General features: G+C 60.3%; 26 protein-coding genes. 8 read left to right on the top strand and 18 right to left on the bottom strand.

Going from position 1 to position 21,826, the window contains the following annotated elements; genetic code table 11:
* Positions 1-88: 88 nt before the first annotated feature.
* Together ACIQTW_RS11130 and ACIQTW_RS11135 are read left to right on the top strand one after the other, a co-directional pair.
* On the top strand, positions 89-895 hold the full coding sequence (locus tag ACIQTW_RS11130) for an exodeoxyribonuclease III (protein WP_402936856.1): 807 nt from the start codon (positions 89-91) through the stop codon (positions 893-895).
* Between the two features lie 48 nt (positions 896-943).
* Complete coding sequence (locus ACIQTW_RS11135) at positions 944-1,831, top strand: hypothetical protein (RefSeq protein WP_402936857.1); 888 nt, start codon at positions 944-946, stop codon at positions 1,829-1,831.
* A 46-nt stretch (positions 1,832-1,877) separates the two neighbouring features.
* Here the strand turns inward: ACIQTW_RS11135 and ACIQTW_RS11140 are convergent, their stop codons facing one another.
* From ACIQTW_RS11140 to ACIQTW_RS11155, 4 genes are all read right to left on the bottom strand, one after another.
* Complete coding sequence (locus ACIQTW_RS11140) at positions 1,878-2,927, bottom strand: LacI family DNA-binding transcriptional regulator (RefSeq protein WP_402936858.1); 1,050 nt, start codon at positions 2,925-2,927, stop codon at positions 1,878-1,880.
* A gap of 113 nt (positions 2,928-3,040) precedes the next feature.
* Complete coding sequence (locus tag ACIQTW_RS11145) at positions 3,041-4,003, bottom strand: carbohydrate ABC transporter permease (RefSeq protein ID WP_402936859.1); 963 nt, start codon at positions 4,001-4,003, stop codon at positions 3,041-3,043.
* Positions 4,000-4,965 (bottom strand): carbohydrate ABC transporter permease, encoded by a 966-nt coding sequence (locus ACIQTW_RS11150; protein WP_402936860.1) that lies wholly within the window; start codon positions 4,963-4,965, stop codon positions 4,000-4,002. Before ACIQTW_RS11150 ends, ACIQTW_RS11145 begins: the two co-directional genes overlap by 4 nt.
* Positions 4,966-5,061: 96 nt before the next feature.
* Positions 5,062-6,408, bottom strand: a complete 1,347-nt coding sequence (locus ACIQTW_RS11155; protein WP_402936861.1) for an ABC transporter substrate-binding protein — start codon at positions 6,406-6,408, stop codon at positions 5,062-5,064.
* Positions 6,409-6,657: 249 nt separating this feature from the next.
* On the opposite strand from ACIQTW_RS11155, the gene ACIQTW_RS11160 reads away from it, so the two are divergent.
* Positions 6,658-7,059 carry a helix-turn-helix transcriptional regulator gene (locus tag ACIQTW_RS11160; protein WP_017199223.1) on the top strand — a complete coding sequence of 134 codons (402 nt, stop codon included), beginning with the start codon at positions 6,658-6,660 and terminating at the stop codon, positions 7,057-7,059.
* A 6-nt stretch (positions 7,060-7,065) separates the two neighbouring features.
* Here ACIQTW_RS11160 and ACIQTW_RS11165 read toward each other — a convergent pair whose 3' ends face one another.
* The 11 genes from ACIQTW_RS11165 to ACIQTW_RS11215 form a co-directional block, all read right to left on the bottom strand.
* The gene (locus tag ACIQTW_RS11165; RefSeq protein ID WP_402936862.1) at positions 7,066-7,782 is read right to left on the bottom strand and encodes a DNA alkylation repair protein; all 717 of its coding nucleotides are present in this window, start codon (positions 7,780-7,782) and stop codon (positions 7,066-7,068) included.
* A 98-nt stretch (positions 7,783-7,880) separates the two neighbouring features.
* Positions 7,881-8,672 (bottom strand): anti-sigma factor domain-containing protein, encoded by a 792-nt coding sequence (locus ACIQTW_RS11170; protein ID WP_402936863.1) that lies wholly within the window; start codon positions 8,670-8,672, stop codon positions 7,881-7,883.
* The gene (locus ACIQTW_RS11175) at positions 8,659-9,273 is read right to left on the bottom strand and encodes an RNA polymerase sigma factor (RefSeq protein ID WP_402936974.1); all 615 of its coding nucleotides are present in this window, start codon (positions 9,271-9,273) and stop codon (positions 8,659-8,661) included. Before ACIQTW_RS11175 ends, ACIQTW_RS11170 begins: the two co-directional genes overlap by 14 nt.
* A 16-nt stretch (positions 9,274-9,289) precedes the next feature.
* Positions 9,290-9,970, bottom strand: coding sequence for a class F sortase (locus ACIQTW_RS11180; protein ID WP_402936864.1), 681 nt, complete (start codon positions 9,968-9,970; stop codon positions 9,290-9,292).
* A 124-nt stretch (positions 9,971-10,094) separates the two neighbouring features.
* Positions 10,095-10,931 (bottom strand): DUF4397 domain-containing protein, encoded by an 837-nt coding sequence (locus tag ACIQTW_RS11185; RefSeq protein ID WP_402936865.1) that lies wholly within the window; start codon positions 10,929-10,931, stop codon positions 10,095-10,097.
* A gap of 120 nt (positions 10,932-11,051) precedes the next feature.
* Positions 11,052-11,663 (bottom strand): hypothetical protein, encoded by a 612-nt coding sequence (locus tag ACIQTW_RS11190; protein ID WP_402936866.1) that lies wholly within the window; start codon positions 11,661-11,663, stop codon positions 11,052-11,054.
* Entirely contained in the window at positions 11,660-12,307 is a 648-nt protein-coding gene (locus ACIQTW_RS11195) for a DUF6286 domain-containing protein (protein ID WP_402936867.1), read from the bottom strand. Before ACIQTW_RS11195 ends, ACIQTW_RS11190 begins: the two co-directional genes overlap by 4 nt.
* Positions 12,304-12,684: a hypothetical protein gene (locus ACIQTW_RS11200; protein ID WP_402936868.1), complete on the bottom strand. Its 381-nt coding sequence runs from the start codon at positions 12,682-12,684 to the stop codon at positions 12,304-12,306. The genes ACIQTW_RS11195 and ACIQTW_RS11200 overlap by 4 nt, the downstream gene beginning before the upstream one ends.
* A complete protein-coding gene (locus tag ACIQTW_RS11205; protein WP_014920563.1) occupies positions 12,681-12,872 on the bottom strand; it encodes a hypothetical protein in 192 nt (63 codons plus the stop codon). The genes ACIQTW_RS11200 and ACIQTW_RS11205 overlap by 4 nt, the downstream gene beginning before the upstream one ends.
* Positions 12,869-13,315 (bottom strand): Asp23/Gls24 family envelope stress response protein, encoded by a 447-nt coding sequence (locus tag ACIQTW_RS11210; RefSeq protein ID WP_402936869.1) that lies wholly within the window; start codon positions 13,313-13,315, stop codon positions 12,869-12,871. The genes ACIQTW_RS11205 and ACIQTW_RS11210 overlap by 4 nt, the downstream gene beginning before the upstream one ends.
* Positions 13,316-13,407: 92 nt before the next feature.
* Entirely contained in the window at positions 13,408-13,767 is a 360-nt protein-coding gene (locus ACIQTW_RS11215; RefSeq protein WP_402936870.1) for a hypothetical protein, read from the bottom strand.
* A 103-nt stretch (positions 13,768-13,870) separates the two neighbouring features.
* Here ACIQTW_RS11215 and ACIQTW_RS11220 point away from each other — a divergent pair, with 103 nt between their 5' ends.
* The gene (locus ACIQTW_RS11220) at positions 13,871-14,539 is read left to right on the top strand and encodes a DUF6318 family protein (RefSeq protein ID WP_402936871.1); all 669 of its coding nucleotides are present in this window, start codon (positions 13,871-13,873) and stop codon (positions 14,537-14,539) included.
* 235 nt (positions 14,540-14,774) lie between these two features.
* Positions 14,775-15,500, top strand: coding sequence for a hypothetical protein (locus ACIQTW_RS11225; protein ID WP_402936872.1), 726 nt, complete (start codon positions 14,775-14,777; stop codon positions 15,498-15,500).
* A 26-nt stretch (positions 15,501-15,526) separates the two neighbouring features.
* On the opposite strand, the gene ACIQTW_RS11230 is transcribed toward ACIQTW_RS11225, so the two are convergent.
* Positions 15,527-16,354 (bottom strand): glycerophosphodiester phosphodiesterase, encoded by an 828-nt coding sequence (locus ACIQTW_RS11230; RefSeq protein WP_402936873.1) that lies wholly within the window; start codon positions 16,352-16,354, stop codon positions 15,527-15,529.
* A gap of 9 nt (positions 16,355-16,363) precedes the next feature.
* Positions 16,364-17,110 carry an MgtC/SapB family protein gene (locus tag ACIQTW_RS11235; protein WP_402936874.1) on the bottom strand — a complete coding sequence of 249 codons (747 nt, stop codon included), beginning with the start codon at positions 17,108-17,110 and terminating at the stop codon, positions 16,364-16,366.
* A gap of 536 nt (positions 17,111-17,646) precedes the next feature.
* Here ACIQTW_RS11235 and ACIQTW_RS11240 point away from each other — a divergent pair.
* From ACIQTW_RS11240 to ACIQTW_RS11250, 3 genes are read left to right on the top strand one after another with little or no spacing between them, the layout of a single operon-like run.
* Positions 17,647-18,570 (top strand): carbohydrate ABC transporter permease, encoded by a 924-nt coding sequence (locus tag ACIQTW_RS11240; RefSeq protein ID WP_402936875.1) that lies wholly within the window; start codon positions 17,647-17,649, stop codon positions 18,568-18,570.
* The gene (locus tag ACIQTW_RS11245) at positions 18,567-19,448 is read left to right on the top strand and encodes a carbohydrate ABC transporter permease (protein WP_402936876.1); all 882 of its coding nucleotides are present in this window, start codon (positions 18,567-18,569) and stop codon (positions 19,446-19,448) included. The genes ACIQTW_RS11240 and ACIQTW_RS11245 overlap by 4 nt, the downstream gene beginning before the upstream one ends.
* Positions 19,449-19,507: 59 nt before the next feature.
* Positions 19,508-20,875 carry an ABC transporter substrate-binding protein gene (locus ACIQTW_RS11250; RefSeq protein WP_402936877.1) on the top strand — a complete coding sequence of 456 codons (1,368 nt, stop codon included), beginning with the start codon at positions 19,508-19,510 and terminating at the stop codon, positions 20,873-20,875.
* 102 nt (positions 20,876-20,977) lie between these two features.
* Here the strand turns inward: ACIQTW_RS11250 and ACIQTW_RS11255 are convergent, their stop codons facing one another.
* Complete coding sequence (locus ACIQTW_RS11255) at positions 20,978-21,826, bottom strand: sugar phosphate isomerase/epimerase family protein (RefSeq protein ID WP_402936878.1); 849 nt, start codon at positions 21,824-21,826, stop codon at positions 20,978-20,980.

The following is a 21,826-nucleotide window of genomic DNA, read 5'->3' on the forward strand; positions in this document are numbered from 1 at the left end:
TGGGCCCGCGGTGGTTATGCGCCGGTTGTGAACGGCAAAAAGGGCGGCAGGGGATGCGCTTAGCGCCAAGTTCGGTAAGTTAGTGGCTGTGAAGATAGCAACCTGGAATGTGAACTCCCTCCGCGCCCGTGCCGACCGTGTAGAAGCCTGGCTTGAGCGCAGCGACTGTGATGTCCTGGCCATCCAGGAGACAAAGTGCAAGGACGAGAACTTCCCTTGGGAGCTGTTCGAGCGCATGGGTTACGAGGTTGCGCACTTTGGCGTGAACCAGTGGAACGGTGTTGCCATCGCTTCCCGTGTGGGCTTGGAGGACGTGCAGCGCACTTTCCTGGACCAGCCTGCGTTCGGCAAGGCAGGCAAGGATCCCGCGCAGGAAGCCCGTGCCATCGCAGCCACTTGCGGCGGCATCCGAATCTGGAGCCTCTACGTTCCCAACGGCCGCTCATTGGACGACGAACACATGCCGTACAAGATCAAGTGGCTTGACGTTCTTCAGGGCCACGCGGCCGAATGGGTGAAGTCTGATCCGACCGCCCAGATCGCGCTCATGGGTGACTGGAACATTGCGCCGTTCGACGACGACGTGTGGGACATCGAGCTCTTCCGCAACAACAACTACACCCACGTCAGCGAACCCGAGCGCGCCGCCTTCCACGCCTTCGAAACCGCAGGGTTCACCGACGTCGTCCGTCCCTACACTCCGGGCCCCGGGGTGTACACGTACTGGGACTACACGCAGTTGCGCTTCCCCAAGAAGGAAGGCATGCGCATCGACTTCTGCCTCGCCTCCCCGGCGCTGGCATCACGCGTCATTGGAGCTTCCATCGACCGCGAAGAGCGCAAGGGCAAGGGCGCTTCGGACCACGCTCCCGTCATCGTGGAGCTCGCAGGCTAAGTACCTCGCAGACCAACTACAAGGTCACTAACGAAAGGGGCGGCTGACATGACTGGAAACCTGTATCGGGGCCAGGCAGGTCTGCCGTTCTCTTCGTCGCTTCGCATTTACGAGCCCCTGGAGGCGTTCCCGCCTGAACAGCAGCGCCAACTCGTTGCGGAGGGCAGCAAGAACGGGTCCAGGGCCGCCGTCGAGAATGCAGAGCTCCAGGCCTCGCTGGGACGCATCACGCGCTCCGGCGGCGATCCTTTCCCCACGGGCCGCACGGACTTGGTCCGGATGACGCGTGTGCCCAGCGGGCGTCACGCCGCTGTGTCCGAGAAAGAAGATAACGACGCCGGACGGTTGCTTTACTGCCCCAGCCAGCTGGTGATTCGGGCTGGCTTGGCGGCCAACGCGCTCATGGACGGTGTGCACAGCCCGCTGGCCGACCTCCTCATTCCGGTCTCGCAGCGCGACAAGCACCAGGCAAGGATCGATCGCATCAATGCCGGGGAGGCCGCCAAACGCGTGCATACCCGTGCCTCAACATGGGGAATCCCGTTCAGCTGGTTCTCGCTATTCAGCGAGTCCGACCGCAAGGACGTGGTGGAATCCGAGGGGCGCATCCTGACCGTCCGGGTATGGACGCCCCTGACTGAGGCCCTGGACCGGGCGCGGTTCGCCGTGGCCCATTTGGCGCTGGCCGCACCGGATTTGGACATGCTGGATGACCTGACGCAGCTTACGGAATGGCTGGAGCTTTTCCACGTCCAGTCCATGGTGGAGCTGGATTACGGTGCCGTAGCTGACAAGGTGTACCCGGACGAGTCCCCCATGGATGTTCGCTTGGGGATCGAGTGCCTCGCTGAAGGCGACATGACCGGAGCGGCGGCCGCCTACCGACGACTCGCCTCGCGGTGGATTCCCATCCGGCAGTTGGCGCGCGCTTCCTAGCTTGGCGTGGCGCTAGCTTGGCTTCGGCACTAGCCCGGCTTCGGCACTAGCTTGGCGGGGCCGTTGTCTCGCGCACGATCAGTTTGTGGGGTGCCACCTCTGAATGCACCGCTCCCGGGTTGCCGTCCAGTTCATCCAACAGCATTTTGGTGGCGAGCTCGGCCTGGTTATCGGGACGCTGCCCCACCGTGGTGAGACCCACTGACGACGAGAAATCGTGGTCGTCGATCCCAATGACCGAGAGGTCCTCGGGTACCCGGACCCCGTGGCGGGCTGCTTCGAAAATGACACCCATCGCCATCTCGTCCGAGGAACAGAAAATGGCCGTTGGCTTGCGGCCGGGCTGACTCCAGAGCCGATTGAAAGCCTGCTGTCCGCTGGCCACCGTGAAATCCCCCCATTGGTCCCACTCGGGGCGGACTTCCAGGCCGGCGTCGGTCATTACTTCCTGGAAAGCACGGATACGCACCCGGGGGACGTCGAAGTTCAGGTCCGTTTCGTCGTCGCCATGGAGCAACGCGATGTCCTTGTGGCCCAGGTCCAGCAGATGCCGCACGGCGGTGGACGCGGCGTCGTAATCATTGATGCCTATGTACGCGCAGTCCTCAACGTGACCACCCACCACTACCAGCGGGATATCGATCTTGTGGAGGTGTTCCAGCTCTTCCTCGGTCAACGACATACACAGCACCAGCAGAGCGTCGATTTGCTTGTAGACCATGGTGGAGCTGAAGAGCCGCTCCCGGTTGCTGCCGTGACCGCCCAGATTGAACAGCGAAAGGTTGTACTTGCGTGAATGTAGTTCCCGGTCCGCACCTTCGATGGCCTTGGAGAAGAACCACCGGCTGACGAAGGGGGCCAGCACGCCTATGGTGCGGGTGCGGCCTGTCGCGAGTCCCGAGGCCGACGACGACGCCACGTACCCTAGGGAACTGGCTACTTCGAGGATCTTTTCCCGGGTCGCGGGCGACACCCGGGGCAGTCCCCGGACCGCCCTGGAAACTGTCGCGGTGGAAACTCCGGCAGCAGCGGCAACGTCCTCAATGCTGACGCCGGTATGACCGCCGCGTTGGGACCTACCCGTTGTTTTTGACACAGGCTCCCCTCTCCGGCCGCCGTTGCTCCGCCTTCACCCTAAATGTGTACTTGTGCTTTGCAGCCCTCGGTTACGCAGCGATGTAACGCGCTGCGTAACCGAGGCTGCAGTTCCTAACCCTTGAGGCCGCCGGAAAGCAGGCCGCGCACGAAGTAGCGCTGCAATCCGAAGAACACCAGGAGCGGAATGATGATGGAGACGAATGCTGCTGCAGGGTTCAGGTAGTCCCTGGCACCACGCGTACCGGAAATTTCTGCCAGACGCTGCGTAATGGGAGCAACATCTGCCGTACCGCCGGAGAACACCAATGCCACCAGCAGGTCATTCCAGACCCAAAGGAACTGGAAGATAGCCAACGAGGCGAGCGCAGGAACCGATAGCGGCAGGATAATCCGCCAGAAGATGGTGCTGTGTCCAGCGCCGTCCACCCTTGCTGCCTCAATGACTTCACCGGGAATTTCCGAGATGAAGTTGTGAAGCAGGAAGATGCCCAGCGGGAGGCCGAACATGGTGTGGGCAATCCACAGCTGCGCGTAGGAGCCGGCCGGGAGCTGCAGGGTCTGCGTGAAGAACTGCAGGAGCGGAATCAGCGCCATCTGGAGCGGGATGATCTGCAGGGCAAAGACGAAGATGAAGAGTGCGTCGCGGCCCTTGAACTTGCCCCACGCGAAAACGTACGCGGCCATGGACGCCAACACCAGCACAAAGATGGTGACCGGGATGACGATCGCGATGGAGTTGACGAAGTACTGCGAGAGATTGGCGGACTGTGAACCTGCGGGAGTCAGGACATCCACATAGTTCTTGAACGTGAACTGCCAATCAGTGAACGCATTCCACCAGCCGTCGGAGCGGGGACCCACTTGCTTGGCTGCCGGACGGAACGAGGTGACAAAGAGGCCGAACGTCGGCACGGACCATACGACGGCGATGATGATGGCTGCCGCTGTTGCCCACTTCGAGGTGAGCTTCGTTTTGACCCGACGCGTGATCGGTTGGGCGTCCTCCGTGGGGTCGGATCCAGGACGCTGCCGGGTGGCCTTCGAGGCCTCTTTCGGGGCTGGCGTGGCTGTCAATGGATCTCCCTTTGCTTGCGAAGGACTCGAGCGTTGTACACGACGATCGGCAGCACCATGAGGAACAGGACCAGAGCCAGGGCGGCACCACGTCCCGGCTCACCGGCGCGGAAGGCTTGCGTATACATTTCGTTGGCGACCACAGACGTGTCGTAGTTGCCTGCCGTCATGGTTCGGACAATGTCGAACACCTTCAGCGTGGCGATCGTGATAGTTGTCAGAACCACCACCAGGGCACCGCGGATACCTGGAATCGTGACGTTACGGAACTGCTGCCAGGCGTTGGCCCCATCCAGGCGGGCTGCCTCGATGAGTTCCACGGGGACCCCCTTGATGGCTGCAGAAAGGATCACCATGGCAAAGCCGGTCTGGATCCAGACCATGACGATGATCAGGAAGAAGGTGTTTTCCGGGGCGTCCAAGAGGAACTGCTTAGGGTCCATGCCCAAGGCGTCCCGGAAGAAGTTGATGACACCGGTCTGCTCGATGTTTGGACCGCGGTAGTCATACACGAGCTTCCAAATGATGCCGGCGCCCACAAAGGAGATGGCCATCGGCATGAAGACCAGTGACTTCAGAACCCGCTCGCCACGGGCTTTGTCAATGAACACCGCGTAGGCAAGCCCAAAGCCCGTGGACAGCAACGGAACCAGGACGGTCCAAATTACGGTGTTCCGCAGCGTGGTCAGAGCCTCGGGCTGCGTGAACATCCATACGAAGTTATCAAAGCCGTTGACGTTGCCGCCGGCATCCGTGAAAGCCAGCATTGAGGTGCGAACGGCCGGATAGACCAGGCCAACCAGCATCAGGATGGCCGCGGGGGCAAGGAAGCCCGCAACGGTTACTTTGTCCTTGACCGATTTAGGTGCCCTGTCCACCAGCAGCATGATGAGGCCGATAACCGCTGCGAATATCGCCAGGGCTATCACTACTTGTAGGAGTTTTTCTCCAATAAATTCCATACCCAACCTCCGGGGCGTGAGTGAATCACTAAGTGCCGGGAAAAGCACTGCCTCCCCGGCTGGCAGTTCCAGTCAGGGGAGGCAGCACTGTGGGAGTTAGCTCTTAGGCCAGCTGGATTCGATGCTGTTGGCAACATCCTGCGAGGACGTGCCGTTGATCCACTGCACGATTCCCTTCCAGAAGGAGTTGGAACCAACTGCACTCGGCATCAGGTCAGAGCCGTCGAAACGGAAAACAGTCTCCGGGTCCTGAAGGATCTGGACAGTCAGCTTGTCAAGGTTCGACTGTGCGTTGTTGGGATCCAGGCCCTTGTTGGCACTGACTACGCCACCAAGCTTTACGCGGTTGTTGGCGAAGTCTGCGCTGGCCAGGTATGCCAGGAACGACTGAACTTCAGCGGTGTCCTTGTATGCGCCCACCATCTCGCCGCCGCCGGTGACTGCCTTGCCCTTGCTTTCGTCAATCGGCGGGGTGATGAACGCCCATACGTCGCCATCCTCAGCAACGTTGGTTCCTGCAGGCCAGTTGGCTGCCTGGAAGTTGGCCTGGTGGTGCATGGCGCAGGTGCCATCCAGAACCGGCTGGCCAGCCTGGGCGAAACCGGTGCTGAGGATAGTGCGAACGTCACCGAAGCCACCGTTCACCATGTCCGGGTTGAGCAGGATGTCGCCGGCTTTGTTGAAGGAGTCAACGATCTTGGGGTCGTTGAAGGGGATCTGGTGAGCTACCCACTGGTCGTAGACCTCGGGTCCGTGGGCGCGCAGGACCACGTCCTCGATCCAGTCCGTGCCAGGCCAGCCGGTTGCCTCACCGGATTCGAAACCGGCGCACCAAGGCTTCACGTTCGGGTCATCCGCAGCGATCTTCTTGGACAGTTCGATCATTTCGTCCCAAGTCTTGGGAACTTCCCAGCCCTTGTCCTTGAAGGTCTTGGGCGCGTACCAAACGAAGCCCTTGACGTTCGCGAGCATCGGAGCGGCGTAGTACGTGCCGTCCACGGTGCCGTACTTCTTCCAGTCCGGGGACCAGTTCTTGTCCACGAGATCAGAGACGGTCTTCGGAGCGGGCTTCAAATAGCCTGCCCGTGCCTGGGTGGCAAGAAGGCCGGGCTGAGGGAAGATCGCCACATCAGGGGCGGTGCCGGACTGGGCACGGACACCGATCTGCGTTTCGAATTCCTTGCTGCCCTCGTACTTGACGGTGATACCTGTGCAGTCTTCGAACTGCTTCCAGGATTCTTCGAGGTTTGTGGCTTCGATGTCGACGATGGTCGAGTAAACGGAGACGGTCTTGCCGTCATGCTTGCCATAGCTTTCGTAGGCGGAGCAATCATCCGAGCCGGCGGTGGATCCTCCACCGCCACCATCTCCGCTACAGGCGGAAAGGGTAAGTGCCAGAACACCGGCGGCTGCGACCGGTAGCAGGTACTTGGTTTTCTTCATGCTAAAGACTCCTCGCTGAGTACAAAGATTCGGCGGCGCAATTGATGTGGTGACGCTCACACTAGCCATGATCCTTCACCGAATGCAAGCGCTTACACATAAAGTAACCGCATTGATACCAAGTAGCCTTCTCTTTTCTGCGTACAGACCTCTTCCGGTCGCATAGGTGGCTGTGGGCAGACTCAGCGCCCCACCATTCCGCGAGCCCTGATTTGATTGCCTACTATTGCCTATGGAAAACTGGGAATCGTGGATGAACTTGAAGCACTGCAGACTATCGGCCGCCTGATCAAAGAAGAACGCCTGGCCCAAGGCCTGAGCCAGGTCCAGTTGGCCAAGCAGGCTGGTACTGCCATCAAGACAGTCCGAACACTGGAGTCAGGGACCCGCAGGACGCAGGAGATCAACCAGCGCAAGCTTGAGCACGCCTTGGGCTGGAGGGCAGGTTCCGTATCGGAGGTCCTAAAAGGTAAGTCGAACTTCGCTCCGGACATGATCACCCCTGACGACATGCGCTCAGGTGACGAATCACGCCCAGGACCTCCCCGCGTCACAGTTCCCAGTGCTCCCGTCGCCCGGGCCTCGCACCTCTCCGACGAAGAGCTCCTTGCGGAGCTCACCTACCGGATGATGCACCGGAACAGGGGCTGACCAGCCCTAGTTGACTGCCTTTCGCCGCACCATCTCATTGATCCAGTCCGGCGCGAAAGGCGACGTGCAGTTAGGCGGCGTCGGGTAGTCCTTCAGCACTTCCAAGCGCTCACCGATGTCCAGGGCCCTGGCCCGGTGTTCCGGGAACTCAATTCCAATCTGTGCCAGACAGTGGTTCATGGCCCACTGGAGGCGGTCCGCAGCGCCCTTCATTTCGGCCTCAATAGCATCGAGCAGTTGGACGAGGTTCAGGCCTTCGGGCTTCTTGACGACTCGTTCGGAGGTCAGCGCCCAGCCGGCGCTTGCCACCACGGGGTCTGGATCGGAGAACCATGCCAGCCGCAGATCTTCGGAGTGCGGGCTTTTCTTGACGACGTAGTTCACCAGCCAGTCCTGCACTTTGGGAGTCCGGGCTTCGCGCAGCATGCTGTCCAACTCCTGCCGCTCAAAGGCCTTGGGACGGCAGATCAGGAGTGCCAGCAACCTGGCGGCGGTGTCACCCGTGTCCCAGAGCTCCCGCGAGAGATCCTGCTGGGTCTTTAGCCGCTTCGCGACGGCGCGCAGCTTGCTGAGGTTTACCCCATGGTCATCGCCATGCTTCTCATTCACCTCACGGGCGCGGGGTTCTTCCAGTGCCGCCAGTTCAGCCATAAGCTCGGCCACGGTGGTCTCGAGAAGAGATTTGTCAGGCACAGATGTTGAAGCCACTGTTGTTCCAGCCACCGGGGCCTCCTGTCCTTGGGGTATGGGATTCAGGCTACCCGCTACTGAGAGTGGGAAGGCAGCACACGGCAATGCGATTCACACCAGTGAAAAGGCTCTCAGGAAATGAGCGAGCCCCTGACGATGCTCACGCTCGAGTGGCCGGGATTTCCGTCCAATGGTTCATCCGAAACGTCGACGATGGGGAAATCGGCCAGATTCAGGTCCGCCGGAAGCTGGAAGGTACCTGAGTCCGACTTCATTATTCCCAGGCTGATCAGCCCTGTGAGGTCCGTGTCGATAAGCCAGACTTCCTGGTAGCCCTGTGCTTCTTCTTTGCTCAGCTTCACTTCCAGCGTTCGCGTTCCATCCGAGGACTCAAGGACTGTCGCTGATCCTGTAGCGGTGTGCTGGGCAAGTGGCGACAACTCTGCCCGCGCCAACGGCGTTGCCGCCTGGTTGATGTTCCATAGGGTTGCACCGGCGATGACCAAGGCACCTGCTGCGGCGACCGCCAGCCACGTCCCGCGGCGTTGCCACCCTTGGGGACGTTTCCTGACCGAGCGTATATCCGCTGGTGGTGCTGGTGGCTGCCCTGGTTCGGGCGGACCGGCGAGGTCGGGCTTGCTGGTTTCAGTCCCTGTCGCAGAGCCCGCTGCGGAGCCCAAGGGGTCTTCCCGGATTGCGTCCGGCAAACCCAGTTCCCGGTGAATACCACTCCACACGCCGGGCCCAGGCACCTCGAAGGTGCTGTTGTCCGGCGTGGTTTTCATGGCGTCAACGGCGCGACGCATTGCGGCGTACTCCGCCGAGCAGGCGTCGCAGCTACTAAGGTGCTGCCGGCCCTCCTCATCGAGCCAGTCACCGTAAAGCGCCAGGAGGCTCAACTCTTCCGGATCAATGTGCGGCATGGTCAACCTCCAGTCTGCTTCTTAGGTGGATCAAGCTGCGCCGAATGTGGCTCTTGACGGTACCAAGCGGTAGTTCAAGCCTGCGGGAAATCTGCTCGTGCGTCAGGTCTTCGTAGAACGCCAATTTCATGATGGCGCCCTGCGGTTCACCAAGCCGGTCCAGTTCTCCGTCAAGGAGCAACCTGTCGGCCAGCACCTCGACAGCTTCCTCCGTTGGACCTCCCCCGCCAGCGTCCTGGACCTGGGCGACGGCAAGGACTCTACGAACTTCCCGGTTTGACGCAGAGTGGGCGTCGGCGATGACGTGGCGTGCAATGCCCACTATCCAAGCCGGCAACCGCGCGACCTCGGGGTTGAAGGTGTCCCGTGAACGCCACACCCGGATAAAAACCTCCTGCGTGACGTCGTCGGCCGCGGCACGGTCCCTCAAGGACCGCAAAGCGAGCGTGTGAACAAGCGGGGCAAACTGCCTGTAAGCAGCCACAAGTGCAGACTCGTCCCCCGCCATGAATGAGGCGGTCAATGTATCGTCCCACTCGGAAGAAACCTCGTTCGGGGATACCAAAGGAGACTCCTTCCCGGCGTCAGCGACGAGGACCACGGCAGGGTTGGGGTGCTTATTCAAGGACCGCGGTGACAATCACATTGTCGCTGTAGTCCAATCGTTCGTCCAGCCATTTGCCGCCGCAGGTGACCACCTTGAGTTCGTGCGGTCCGGACCGGCGGAACAGCGAGTCGCCGTCAAAAGCGTCCTTGGCCATCAGCGTGACGGAAACAACGCGATAGTTCAGTGCTGGAGCACCCTCTCGTCCTACGGTTATCAAGGTTCCGGCTGGCAAGGACTTCAGCTGCGAGAACGGTGCTTGGTCGGAGGTGGTGTCAATGTGACCGGCCAGCACAGCTGTGCCTTCCGCGGCTCCAGGGGCGGAGCCGAATCGATACCATCCGGCTTGGTAGAAGGTCTCAGGTATCTCCATAGCCCCACCGGGTGCGACCCCCACGGGGATAACGGCCATGTCAATTGACGTTCCGGCCACCTGGAGCGACACGGGAGGGGGAGCCGCGGCGAGCTGCGTGGGAGTTGTGCCCTTTAGTGAGACTTCAGCAGGCGGTCGAAAAGGCTCGGCAGGGGGCAGCGACTGTTGGGTCTGCTGCTCGCTGGGGGTTGGGCCGCTGGTCTCATTGGAAGCACTTCCGGCCGTCGACGGCGTCGCGGTTCCGCATGCCGTCAGAACGAGCACTGCCATCGCGGCGAGCGCCAGCATCCGGCGGCTTTGGCTTGGCTCACTTGGTTTCATAGCGGTTGTTTCCTGGCGGTCTACGGCAGGATGCTCCGGTTGCCGTGGTTGATGCGGGGTCCTGGCCGGCGTTAGCGGACGACCAGGACCTGTTCCGCCCTTATGTCATGCTGTTGCCTGGGCCTTAGGACTTCCTTGCGGCGGAAGTGCGGACCTTTCCAAGCCCGACGACGATCAGCAGCAACGTTGCCGCCGCGAGTCCGCCGCCCAGAACCATCTGTTCTGTCGGGACACTGCCCGATGAGCCGTCCAGGGCGCCGGGTACCGATCCGGGAGCCGAATGCAGTCCGTCAATGGTCTGCACCGCTAGTTGAAGGTTCTTGTCAGTGAGGCTTCCCCACGCGTAGACGATGGTGTGTGTGCCTTCGGCCACCGTCACATCGGCCGGACCGATGACAGGTGCCGTGGTACCTGCTGCGGCCACTGCGGCCGAAACCGTGCCCGGGTCAAGGGTTAGCGTTTGCTCATTGGGGTTGGCCAGATTGGTCACAACAGCTGTGCCGCCGGCAAGCACATCCACAGCTGGCGCTGCGGCCGTGTGCCGGACCGTCAGTTTGCCCTTGCCGGCATCGATGCGCGAGACGTCGTTCGTGAAGAAGTTCGCGGTGGGCTTCCCGGCCGCATCGAGGTTGGCGACGGCGGTATAGTTGCCGTTCGCTGCCAAGGTCACCGTCACTGGCCCGATAACAGGGGCAGAGGCATCCGCGGCGTCCGAGGCGGTAATGGCCAGATCGTAGGCACCGGGCGGAAGTGCCAATGGCCCGGCCAGAGTGCCGGGAGTGAAGTCGTCCAGGGTTCGTGCTCCGTTGACCCAGACGTCAACGGTCAGCCCAGGCACTCCGTGAAGTACAGACAGGTGGGCGTCACCCTCCGCCGCCTGCGCGGGGACAGCCAAGACGATTGCTGCTGCCAGTGCTGCGGCGCTGGCTCCTGCTCCTGCCGTAAGTATTCTGCTGCGCATATCCTTCTCCTCAATCGGCCCGACGTGCGGGGATTTTGCTGATACCCCTACTACCGAAACAAGGCAGGCCATGGATGCGGATGCGCTGTATTTTTTGTATGTTTCTCTGTGTCCGTCTTGTCAGCGGACCCTTTCGGCCCTGGTAAACCTGGATCGGGCACCGGAAACCATGTGGACCAGCACCGGGGTCTTCTGTCCGATCACGAGGTCCAATGCTTCAACAAGCTGCGATACCTCCGCCGCGAGGATATGAGGCGCCACACCTTGCCTGGGTTGGATGCGAATACGCAGGCCCGGTTTGCCCTTTACCTCAAGGGTCGCCACGGATGCACCAGCGAGGTCGGTCCGTTCAGACAAGGCGGCCCGTAGTGCCTGTTCAGCTACGCCACCACCGATCCGGACTTCACCGTCCACATCGCTGTCGTCGTCGCTGACCACCAGCAAATTGGCTCTACCTTTGCCCTGCTGTGACAGCCAGGCGATCATCGCAATGATGATTGCCACCAGGATCAGGCCTGCAACAATCCACAACCAGCTTTCTTCGCGTCCGGGGAGGTGCGTCTGCCGGAAAGCATTTTCGGCGCCTGCCCACACGGAAGCCGACCAACCATGCCACCACGTGGCCACAGCCGGGACGGTGGCCAACATCAGGAGAAGCAGCCCGACGGCAAGCAGTTTCACACCGATGATGAAGAGCAGTACACGGTTAAGGGCCCTGGGTGTTCCGTTCACGCTCCGATCACCCCCGACGACGCCAGGTTTACCTTGACAGCGGGCATCGGCACCGGCGACATTTCTTCAAGTTCAGCCTGCACGGCAGTCAGCACTGCTTCTTCGCTGACCCGGCTACCCGAGGTGGGTCGCACGTTCACCACAACCAATTGTCGTGAGACAACCACCATGACTTGTTCCTGGGTCACGTTCGCGGCAGTTCGTGCACGACGTGCCAACGCTGAGGCCAGGACTTCGTCATCAACCACGACGGCGGTCCGCGGGTCCCGGAGCAAGTGGCGGGCGCGTCGGCCCGGCAGAACAGCGTGGAGGAGGAAGAAAAGCCCGACCATGGCTATGACTGCGCCACTGGCCCCGAGCAGGAGGGGTGAGATGCCGTCCGGGAGTGCGATGATGCGCTCCGCCGCAGTGGTGGGATCGATGAGCCAGGGTGGCTGCCCGATGGCACGGACACCCGCTTCGAGGAGTGCGTAGACACACAGAACGATGACCAGGACGGCTGCGATAACGGATGCTCCAGCGCGGGACGAATGCGTCTCACGGCGCAGGATACGGCTCATCTCGGGGTCTTCCCCGGCCACCGGGCTGGCTCCCGGGTTCGGGTCCGTTGACTTCAATTGTTGTGTTTCCTGATCCTGGGTCACTGGACGCGGCCTCCCTCAGTGACGTGTGCTCCACTGATCCTGATATCCACCCGGCTGAGTTGGGAACCGCTAAGCCGCGTTACGGTTTCAAGAACGAAAGCCTTGGCCGCTACGGCACGATCCCAGATGGACCCTCCAAATCCTTGGACACGCTGCGGATCACGCAACACCTCGGTCAAAGCCGGGATGCTGATAGGTGCCACGATGGACAAAGCCAGCAGGCCGTCGTCGTCCGCCCAATCAGCCCGAATGTCGTGGGCCTCAACGCCGAGCGCCTCCGCTGCAGCGGCCTGAGCCAGCGATGTCAATGCCTGGGTACTGATCCGGTTATGGCCGGCCAGGCTGGTGGTGTACTCCACAGCCTCAGCCACGCTCATGACGAAGAGCGCCGGCCCGTAATGGCGTCCAGCACACTGCGGAGATCCAGCTTGCCCTCAGCCGCGCGGCCAAACAGCGCGCCGATGCCCATGAACAGCAGCGAGATCAGGAAGCCCCATAGTCCGAACGAGAAGGACATGAAAGCCACGAAAGCGCCGATAGCGATTCCCACCACGGTCATGCTCATTGGAGAGCCTCCCTTTCCACTACCACTGTCTTGCTTCCAGCAGGTTTGGCCGGCGGTGCAATGAAGACATCAGTGATCTCGATATTGACCTCAATCACCTGAAGGCCAACCAGTTCCTCCACAGCCCGGTAGACCGCAGCCCGGACCTGGTTGGCGACGCCATGCAGGGGATGACCGTAAAGAGCAACCAACGTAATGTCCACCGCCACTTGGGTCTCCCCCACCTCAGCACGGACGCCTGCTGCATGGTCCGAGCTGCCGACGGCGTCTCGAATAGCGCCCAGCGCACGGGACGGAGCCGAGCCCAAGGAGTAGACGCCGGGCACTGTGCGGGCAGCAATACCCGCGACTTTGGCGACGGCCGCCTCGGAAATGATGGTGCGTCCGGTTCCAGGGATTTCGCCCCCGGGCACGGGATCAAGCTGCACGTTCTGGTCTTCCACGGAGCACTCCCCTTCTCTTGAGTACCACCCTAGCGTCTAGCTCCGACGCTTTGGGAGAAGCGTCAGAGAGAAGGGAACGCGCCCGGTGGCGGCTACTTACAGTTCTTCTCGGTCCAGTCCTGGATGGGCTTCATCAGTTCTTCAAACTGCCCGTCTCCGTATTTGCTGAAGTCCGAGCCCGCATCCTCCGTAAAGGCCCGGAGTTTCTCGAAGGCCGGCTTCAGTTCTTCCGGCACTTTGCCCTCCATTCGGGACAACTCCTGCTTGGCTTTCTCGATGTCCTCGGGCTTGCCTCCTGCCATTGCCGCCAACGGCAGGATGGTGACGCTGAGCATGGTGGCGCTTACCGAAAGACAGGCCTCCGACATGGACCCGAACTCGCCATAGACACCGCCCGTTCCCGTGGGTGCGTCAGGGCTCGTGCTTGCATTGAGGCTCGCGCTTGCACCCACATCGGCGGGTTATCCACAAGCCCCAATTCCTGACTGGGACGCGGTTGTTCGGCCCACCTAGACTGGCCGACACACCACCAAAACAGCTGCTGGGGAGCCTGTCATGCCACGCCACTCGTTCATGTCTTCGTCTTTTGTTCGCGCCCGGCCAGTGGTTTTGGTTCTCGCTCTTGCGATGCTCTTGAGCGGCTGCCAGGGCGCCGCCACACCCAGCAGCTCACCGACAGAAACACGCACGACGACGGCGACGCCCACCTTGAGCGTTTCAGTTCCCGAGGCTTCGGCTACTCCGTCAGCGCCCGCCGCTTACAAGCCAGCTGACGCGCAAGGCAAAGCACAGAATGTGCCCGTGCCTGTGATGCCCGAGCTGGCGAAGGAGAACTCGAAGGCGGGGCTGGAGGCGTTTATAAGGTACTGGTACGCGCAGCAGAACTATTCGGCCGAAACCGGCGACCTGTCGGTCTGGTCCAGTCGCAGCGCACCTGAGTGCCAGACTTGCAAACGGATTGAGAAGGGCATTAGTGATAGCCACGTCAACGGTCGATGGTCGGTTGGCGGAAACATTTCTATCCCTGTCGTTGAGCCCATCTGGGTGCAAGGAGCCATCGTCCAGCAGGCGAAGGTCCAAGTCATCCAAAAGCAGATCGACTACTTCAATAGTGACGGAACTCCGGGTCGACCCGCCGAGGCAGCTACAAACACTGCCTTTGGCCTGTTTGCCAGGTTTGGCTCATTGGGCTGGACGGTGACCGATCTTGGCGTCATCAACTAGTCCTTCCTCCTGGCTCAGGCGCGTTTTTTCGGTTCTGGCGGTGGCTGCCGCGGCATTCGTGCTCACGTCATATAGTCCAGCGCGGGCTGACACAACCTCCTGGGCGGGCTACAACAATCAACAGGACGCCCTTGACCTTGCGAGCAAGTTTCAGATTGACCCCGCGACCGGGCAGCTGGCGCCTAGTCTCGGTGGAACATCAAGCTCCCTTGCAGTCGACGATCCGAATCAGTACTTGGCCGATACCCATTGCCGTGCCGACGGACCAGACACTAAGGATCCTGGCTGCGACGCTCTCGACTGCTCGGCCACCACGTCCGCAGGCGAAGAAGGCACACCGGTCATCTGGAAGGAGGCGCCAAAGGCGATTACCAACCCCGGTTGGACAGACTGGATTCCTGTCAGCGGGCCCACCTGCCTGTACGACGCCGAGCCGGAGAACGTCCTGGCCAATATCGCCGCCAGGATCCTCACCGACTTCCGGCAACTTCCCGTGAACCCTGGAAGCCTCGAAGCCCAGCCGTTCCCCCACACCCTCAAAGGCGGACCCACCAACTTCTACGCCACCGCCGGAGAACAAGGCTTCGACGTCACCATCCTCGGCCAAGCCGTCCACCTGACCGCCACACCCGCCAACTACACCTACACCTACGGCGACGGAACCGCCCTAGGACCAACCCCGGCCGCCGGCTACACCATCCCCGAAGCCGAATGGCTCAACAACGAGACCCGAACCAGCCACACCTACACAGACACCGGCAACTACCAAGCAAACCTCACCACCAGCTTCACCGGCACCTACTCCGTCAACAACGGACCACCACTACCCATCAACGGAACACTCGACATCACCACACCCGCCAAAACCATCCAAGTCTGGAAAACAGAAAAAGCACTCGTCGCCGACACCTGCCAGGAAAACCCCAACTCCTGGGGCTGCCCCGGCACAGGAATCCATTGACATTGAGCCCAGCGGCTCCCTCCCAATCAGGCCGACGGAACAGGGTGCAGAAGGGGCAGCGATATGGGGCGGGCCGCTGGAAGCGGTTTGCCCAGCTCAGTCAAGGCCCGCCGGGCCATGGCGACGTCGTTCACGCAGACACCATCCACGCCAAGACCGGCTGCGGCACTGATCTCTTCCTCTGTTTCCAACGTCCACGGAAACACCTTCAGTCCAGCGCCGTGGGCTACGGCGACCAAACCGGCGTCCAGAATTCCAACGGCCGGGGCAACGGCGGACGCCCCGGTGGCCAAGGCCGCGTCCATCAGGTCTTGGGCAGTCGACGGGTAGAGTCCGGGAGCCCGGGACGGGGTCGCCCTGCTGAGTGCCACCAAAGGGACTCCCGGCAATATGCCGGACATTGCCCTGACGATTTGGGGATCAAAGCTGCGGACCCGCAAAGCTTGTTCATCTTGATGAGCCGCCAAGACCTTGGACAGTACCGTCACAATCCCATAACCGTACCCGTCCCAGGCTGCCCCATCGGTTTTGACCTCAATGTCCAAAATGACGTCACTGGCGTTGGCAAAACGCAGAAGGGCCAAGGTTTCAGAAAGTGATGGCACACGGGTTTCGATATCGACGTCGGTTGTCGTTGCAGGGTGCTTCTCTACGTTGGCTTCACGAAGCGTCTCAAGCCTGATGTCCCTATCATCAATGACTGCATCGTGGCGCAGCGCAAGCTGGCCATCAGAAGTGAGCCAGACATCTACTTCAATGGCGTCGACGCCGAGACGGAGCGCCTCGACGAAGCTCGCCAAGGTGTTGCCGTGACGATCGGCCAATACGCCCCGATGTCCTTGAATCTCAATCACTTGTGCTCCCTACTCGGCTTCGTCAACGACGGAAACTTCAGTGACGGTGGAGAGCTGGGAGAGCCTGGCGACGATGTCCGATGCAGCCATGGTTCCTTCAATTTCCAGCTCTATTTCAACGAGATCAGCCACAGCAGTTACCGAGCCTTGCATCAATCGGTCCATCACGCCCTTGGACTCTCCCGAACCCCGCATTGTGGCAAAGCCCTGAACGCGAAATCCTTGCTCGGTACATGTATGGAGAACATCCCTCAGGGCGCCTACCCCATCAACGTAGCTAACTCTGAGCAGCCACTGACTCGGAAAGCCGAAGCGAAGTTTCCCGGTCACCACAGGGTAGACGTAGACGATGACGAAATGGGCTGCAGTAACGAACACTGCGGGCAACACCAAACCAGCTCCGGCGGCAGTTCCTACAGCTGCAGTCACCCAAACGGAAGCGGCCGTGGTGAGGCCCCGCACCTGATTTCGCCTTACGAATACAAGCCCAGCACCGATGAACCCAATGCCGGACACTACCTGTGCCGCCAGGCGGGAAGGATCCAACCTCACCAAATCCACCGTCAGCACGTCGCTGAACCCATATTTGCTGACCACCATGAACAGCGCAGCACCCAAACCCACCATGGCGTGTGTTCGCATACCCGCCGATTTGTTTTTGCTTTGACGTTCAAATCCAATGGCGGTGGACAATACGAGCGCCACGGCCAAGGCCAAGCACATATGCCACCACTGCGTATCAGCACTGAAGATCACTTCATGCTCCTGTTCCTGTTATTCGGTTGGACCCCCTTCTTCTGTAGTCCAAGTGGAAGACCCAGTCCGATAGCGGATGTTCCAGGCAGAAGCTGTTCAAAACGCGGCGCGAGCCGGTCTGGCTGTAATGCTTCCAACATGTGGACGTTCCAGTCAATGGGTCTGCACGTTTGTGCAGATGTTCAACAGATCTTTGTAAGAATGTAAGTACATGATATTTTCAGTGCTGCCACGGCGGCAGAAACCCCGAACTGGCAAGGAAGCGACGGTATCCACAATTCCAAAAATGAGTCTTGTGATGACACCCGTATGTGTGTAGGTTGATAAACGACCTGATGTTAAGTTGTCAGGTCAAATGTGAACAGATGCTTTTCAGCAAGTGCTAAATCGCCCGGACAGCGATGACGAGGGGGTCAACGTGAGGGTTCTCTATGGGCAGATCAAACACAAATGGCGCACCGGCCGCCGCCTCTACGGCGCCGGGTGGAATGCATGAACGGGTTCACACGGAAAGCCGCGGAGCGCAATCAAGCCGGATGTCGGTTAACAGACCACCAATAGCCGGCATCAAGAGGCGACGCTGGAATCGAAGAACGCAAAAGGATGCCTGGGTATTTGCCGCTTTTGCGGCCCCCAATGTCCTGCTCATCCTTCTATTCACTTACCGTCCGCTCATCACGAACATCTACTACTCCACTCTGGACTGGACCCTTGGGTCCGCAAGTGCCACCGCCGTGGGCGTAGGCAACTACGTGGAATTCTTCACCTCCCCGGATGCTTCGAGCGTCTTGGGTGTAACGGCCGTCTTTACCATCACAACAGTTGGTGGGGCGATGATTTTGGGTCTTTTGGTGGCGCTTGCGCTGAATCAGAGACTCAAGGGCAGGACCTTTGCCAGGGCTGTGGTCTTCGCCCCCTACGTCCTTTCAGGCGTGGGCGTCGGCTTGGTATGGCTGTTCATCTTCGATCCGACGTACGGCGTCCTTTCCTGGATCCTTCGGGGTGTGGGGCAGGCAAGTCCGCAATGGGTAAATGATCCGAAGCTTGCGCTTGTCATGGTCACCATCGTCTATGTCTGGAAAAACCTCGGCTACTGCGCTGTGGTGTATCTGGCTGGCCTGCAGTCCATTCCCACGCAGCTCATGGAAGCCGCGGCCCTGGACGGTGCCGGCAATGTCCGGCGTTTCTTGTCGATTGTGGTTCCCCTGCTGTCCCCCACTACGTTCTTCCTCCTGATCACCTCATTACTAAGCTCCCTGCAGGCCTTCGACATCATTCGGATCATGACTCCGTCAGGCAACGGAACCAGCACTTTGATCTTTGATTCCTACCTTCAAGCGTTTGGTTCCTACAACCGGGCGGGATACTCGGCGGCTATCTCCGTTGTGTTGTTCGTGGGTCTGCTCATCATGACAGCCGTGCAGTTGCGGTTTGTGGAGCGAAAGGTTCACTACTCATGAGCACCGATACCACTGAAGCTCCTCCCAACCGCGACCGTCCATTCTCCTGGCACAACTTGGGCAGGACCATCGCGGGAGGCTACATTCCACTCCTTCTGGCAACGCTCATTGTGTTCCTCCCCCTCCTGTGGATGATGCTGTCGTCATTGAAGGCACCGGGGGAAATCGTCACAACAAACCTGACGTTGCTTCCGAAAGACCCGAATCTGCAGAACTATGCGGACGCAGCATCCACCGTGCCATTCGCGCGGTTCTTCCTCAACAGCGTCATCGTGACCGTTGTTGGGTCCACAATCAAATGCATCCTGGCCGTCTTTACGGCATATGCACTGGTCTTCGTCCGGTTCCCGTTCAAGAAGGTCATCTTCCTGCTGATCCTGGTGGCGCTGATGGTCCCACCGCAGGTTTCCGTTCTTCCCAACTATGTATTGATAGCCGGGATGGGAGGCCTGAACACCTATTGGGGGATCATCCTTCCCGGCCTGGGAACCGCGTTCGGCACCTTCCTCCTGCGCCAGCACTTCCTTACCCTGCCTCAGGCAATCATGGAGTCGGCAGAAATCGACGGCGCAGGACATTGGCGAAAGCTCTGGAAGATTGTTGTGCCGGTGTCGGTGCCCAGCATCGCGACCGTTGCTTTGGTAACCATCGTTTCCGAATGGAACGAGTACATCTGGCCGCTGATCGTCACGGACCACCCGGACATGATGACCCTTCCTGTCGGGCTGACGCAGCTGGTCAATAGCGATGGCAGCACCCAGAACTGGGGCATGCTCATGGCGGGCGCCGTGATCGTCCTCCTGCCGATTCTGGTCATCTTTGCTGCATTGCAGCGATACATCGTCTCCGGCCTCACTCAAGGCTCAGTTACAGGCTGAAGTCCAACACATCGAAGTTCAGCTCAATTCGCTTTGACCACTAGAAAGGCATTTTTTACATGTCCATATCACTTACCCGAAAGCACTTCCTCGGTTTGGCCGGAGCCACTCTTGGCGCCGCCGCTATGGCAGCGTGCGCCGGCCCTTCCACCAACGGTGCCGGCACGGCCCTCAAGACGCTCTCCGCGGACGAATGGTCCAAGGTCAAGCCAGCCTCAAGTATCAGCTTCATGTCCAGCCACCCAGGGAAATCCCGGGACACGGAGATGAAGCTGATTGAAGCCTTCCAAGCAGCAAACCCGGGCATCACAGTCAACCTCATCACGGGCGGTTCAAATTACGAGGAGGTGGCGCAGAAGTTCCAAACCGCCCAGGCAGGTAGCGAAGTACCGGACGTCGTTGTCGCTTCTGACGTGTGGTGGTTCCGATACGCCGTCTCGGGCGCCATCCTGCCCATCGACGATCTCCTTAAAGCCGTCGGTGTGAGCACTTCCGACTACAGCTCCGGCCTGATCGGCGATTACAAACACGCTAACCAGCAGTGGGCCGTCCCGTATGCCCGCTCCACTCCGTTGTTCTACTTCAACAAGGACCACTTCAAAGCTGCCGGGGTGCCTGAACGCGCACCTGCCACTTGGGAGGAGTTCGCCGAGTGGGCGCCTGGAATCAAGGCGGCAAACTCGTCGGGCTCCGGCTACCAGAACGCCTATCAATACCCGGCGATCGCGGGTTATGCCGGGTGGACGTTGCAGAACGTTCTCTGGGGACAAGGCGGCAGCTGGTCAAAGGAATGGGACATTACGGCTGATTCCGAGGCGTCAGTCGCTGCAATGCAGTGGGTGCAGGATTCCATTGTGAAACAGGGCTGGGCGGGAGTCTCGTCCAAGAACGCCATCACGGATCTGCAGGCAGGGGCCGTAAGTGCCACCATCAGCTCGTCTGCAGATCTGGCCGCCACCTTGAAGGCAGCGAAGGAAGCAAACATGAGGATCGGCGTCGGATTCTTGCCGGGAGGCTCCGCCGCGAGTACGCAAGTTTGCCCAACCGGCGGCTCAGGCTTGGTGGTGGCCAGCAAGACTTCACCGGAACGTCAGCTGGCAGCCGCCAAATTTGTGACCTTTATGACCAACGCGCAAAGCACGACGGCTTTGTCTGCAGCTACCGGATATCTTCCGGTGGCTGCAGCAGCAGATATCTCGTCGATTGTTGCGCAGACACCGGAGTTCCAAACCGTGGTGGACCAGCTCAAGGTCACCAGGACCCAGGACTTCGCACGAACGTTCCTCCCCGGCGGAGACCAGGAGTTGGCCAAGGCTGCTACCAAAATCATGAACGAAAAAGCCGAGGTGAAATCGACTCTCACTGAGCTCAGAGGAACCTTGGAAGGTATCTACAACAAGGATGTGAAGCCCAAACTAAAGGCCTAGCATCGCGTGCCGTACCGCGCGGGCGTCGCCAACCTTAGGGTGTGCGACGCTCGCCTGGCGGATGGAAAACCCGCTCCTGAGGTGGCCCTGCACGGGACCCGGCTAAGCCACCATCTGCGCCAAGCTAACCTCAACGGCATCGAGGCATCGCGTTACTGCAGCGCGGGGCTTCAAGGCGTAGGAGCCATCGCCAAAGAGTTCAAAGGTCAGCGCTCCGCTGTAGTTCAACTGACTTAATTCGCGGAGAATCTCATTTAGATCCAGGAAACCGTCGCCCCAAGCGAGGTGTCCGGTGGGAACCCCATCAACCAGGTGAACATGTCGGATGCCCTCGCCGAAAGCCTTGGCATAGTCGCTGATGCTTTCGCCCGCTGCTGACATTGCAACAGTGTCAATCACCACCCCCAAAGTTGAGGATCCGACGTCGTCGAGCATTGAATGGAGTGAGCCGACGTCCGTGACCAGATTCGACTCGACACGTTGAAGGGGCTCGAGGACGCACGCGACGCCGAGTTCGGCAGCCCGCTGAGTAATGGTTTGGAGGGCTTCAACAGACCGGACCCAAGCACCCTCCGCTGGTTCGTCCTCGTAGCCTCGTCCAGCCGTCAGGAACAAAAGCGGAGATTCCAGCTCACTGCACACCTCCGCCGCCCGCAAGAAGAACTGGAGGCTTTGATCTCGAAGCCACTCTTCCGCCGAAGCAATATTGACGGGATAAGCGACCTGTTCCGGGGTAAGGCAGGACACCGCGAGCCCCCGCTCCACCAGCAGTCCCCTCATTTTTCGCAGATGTGCTGAATCAGCTTGGGGGATGTGAAGGTGCGGGGCGATACCCCAGAGCTCAACCTTGGTCCTTCCGAGGTCGGCCATGTCATCGAGGCAACGCTCAAGCGTGTGGTGCTGGTACGCGAAGTTGGAGCCACTGACCTGATCCAAGCCCAGTACGCTCAT

It is taken from the genome of Paenarthrobacter sp. NPDC090517 (genome assembly GCF_044769165.1).
Taxonomy (GTDB): Bacteria; Actinomycetota; Actinomycetes; order Actinomycetales; family Micrococcaceae; genus Arthrobacter.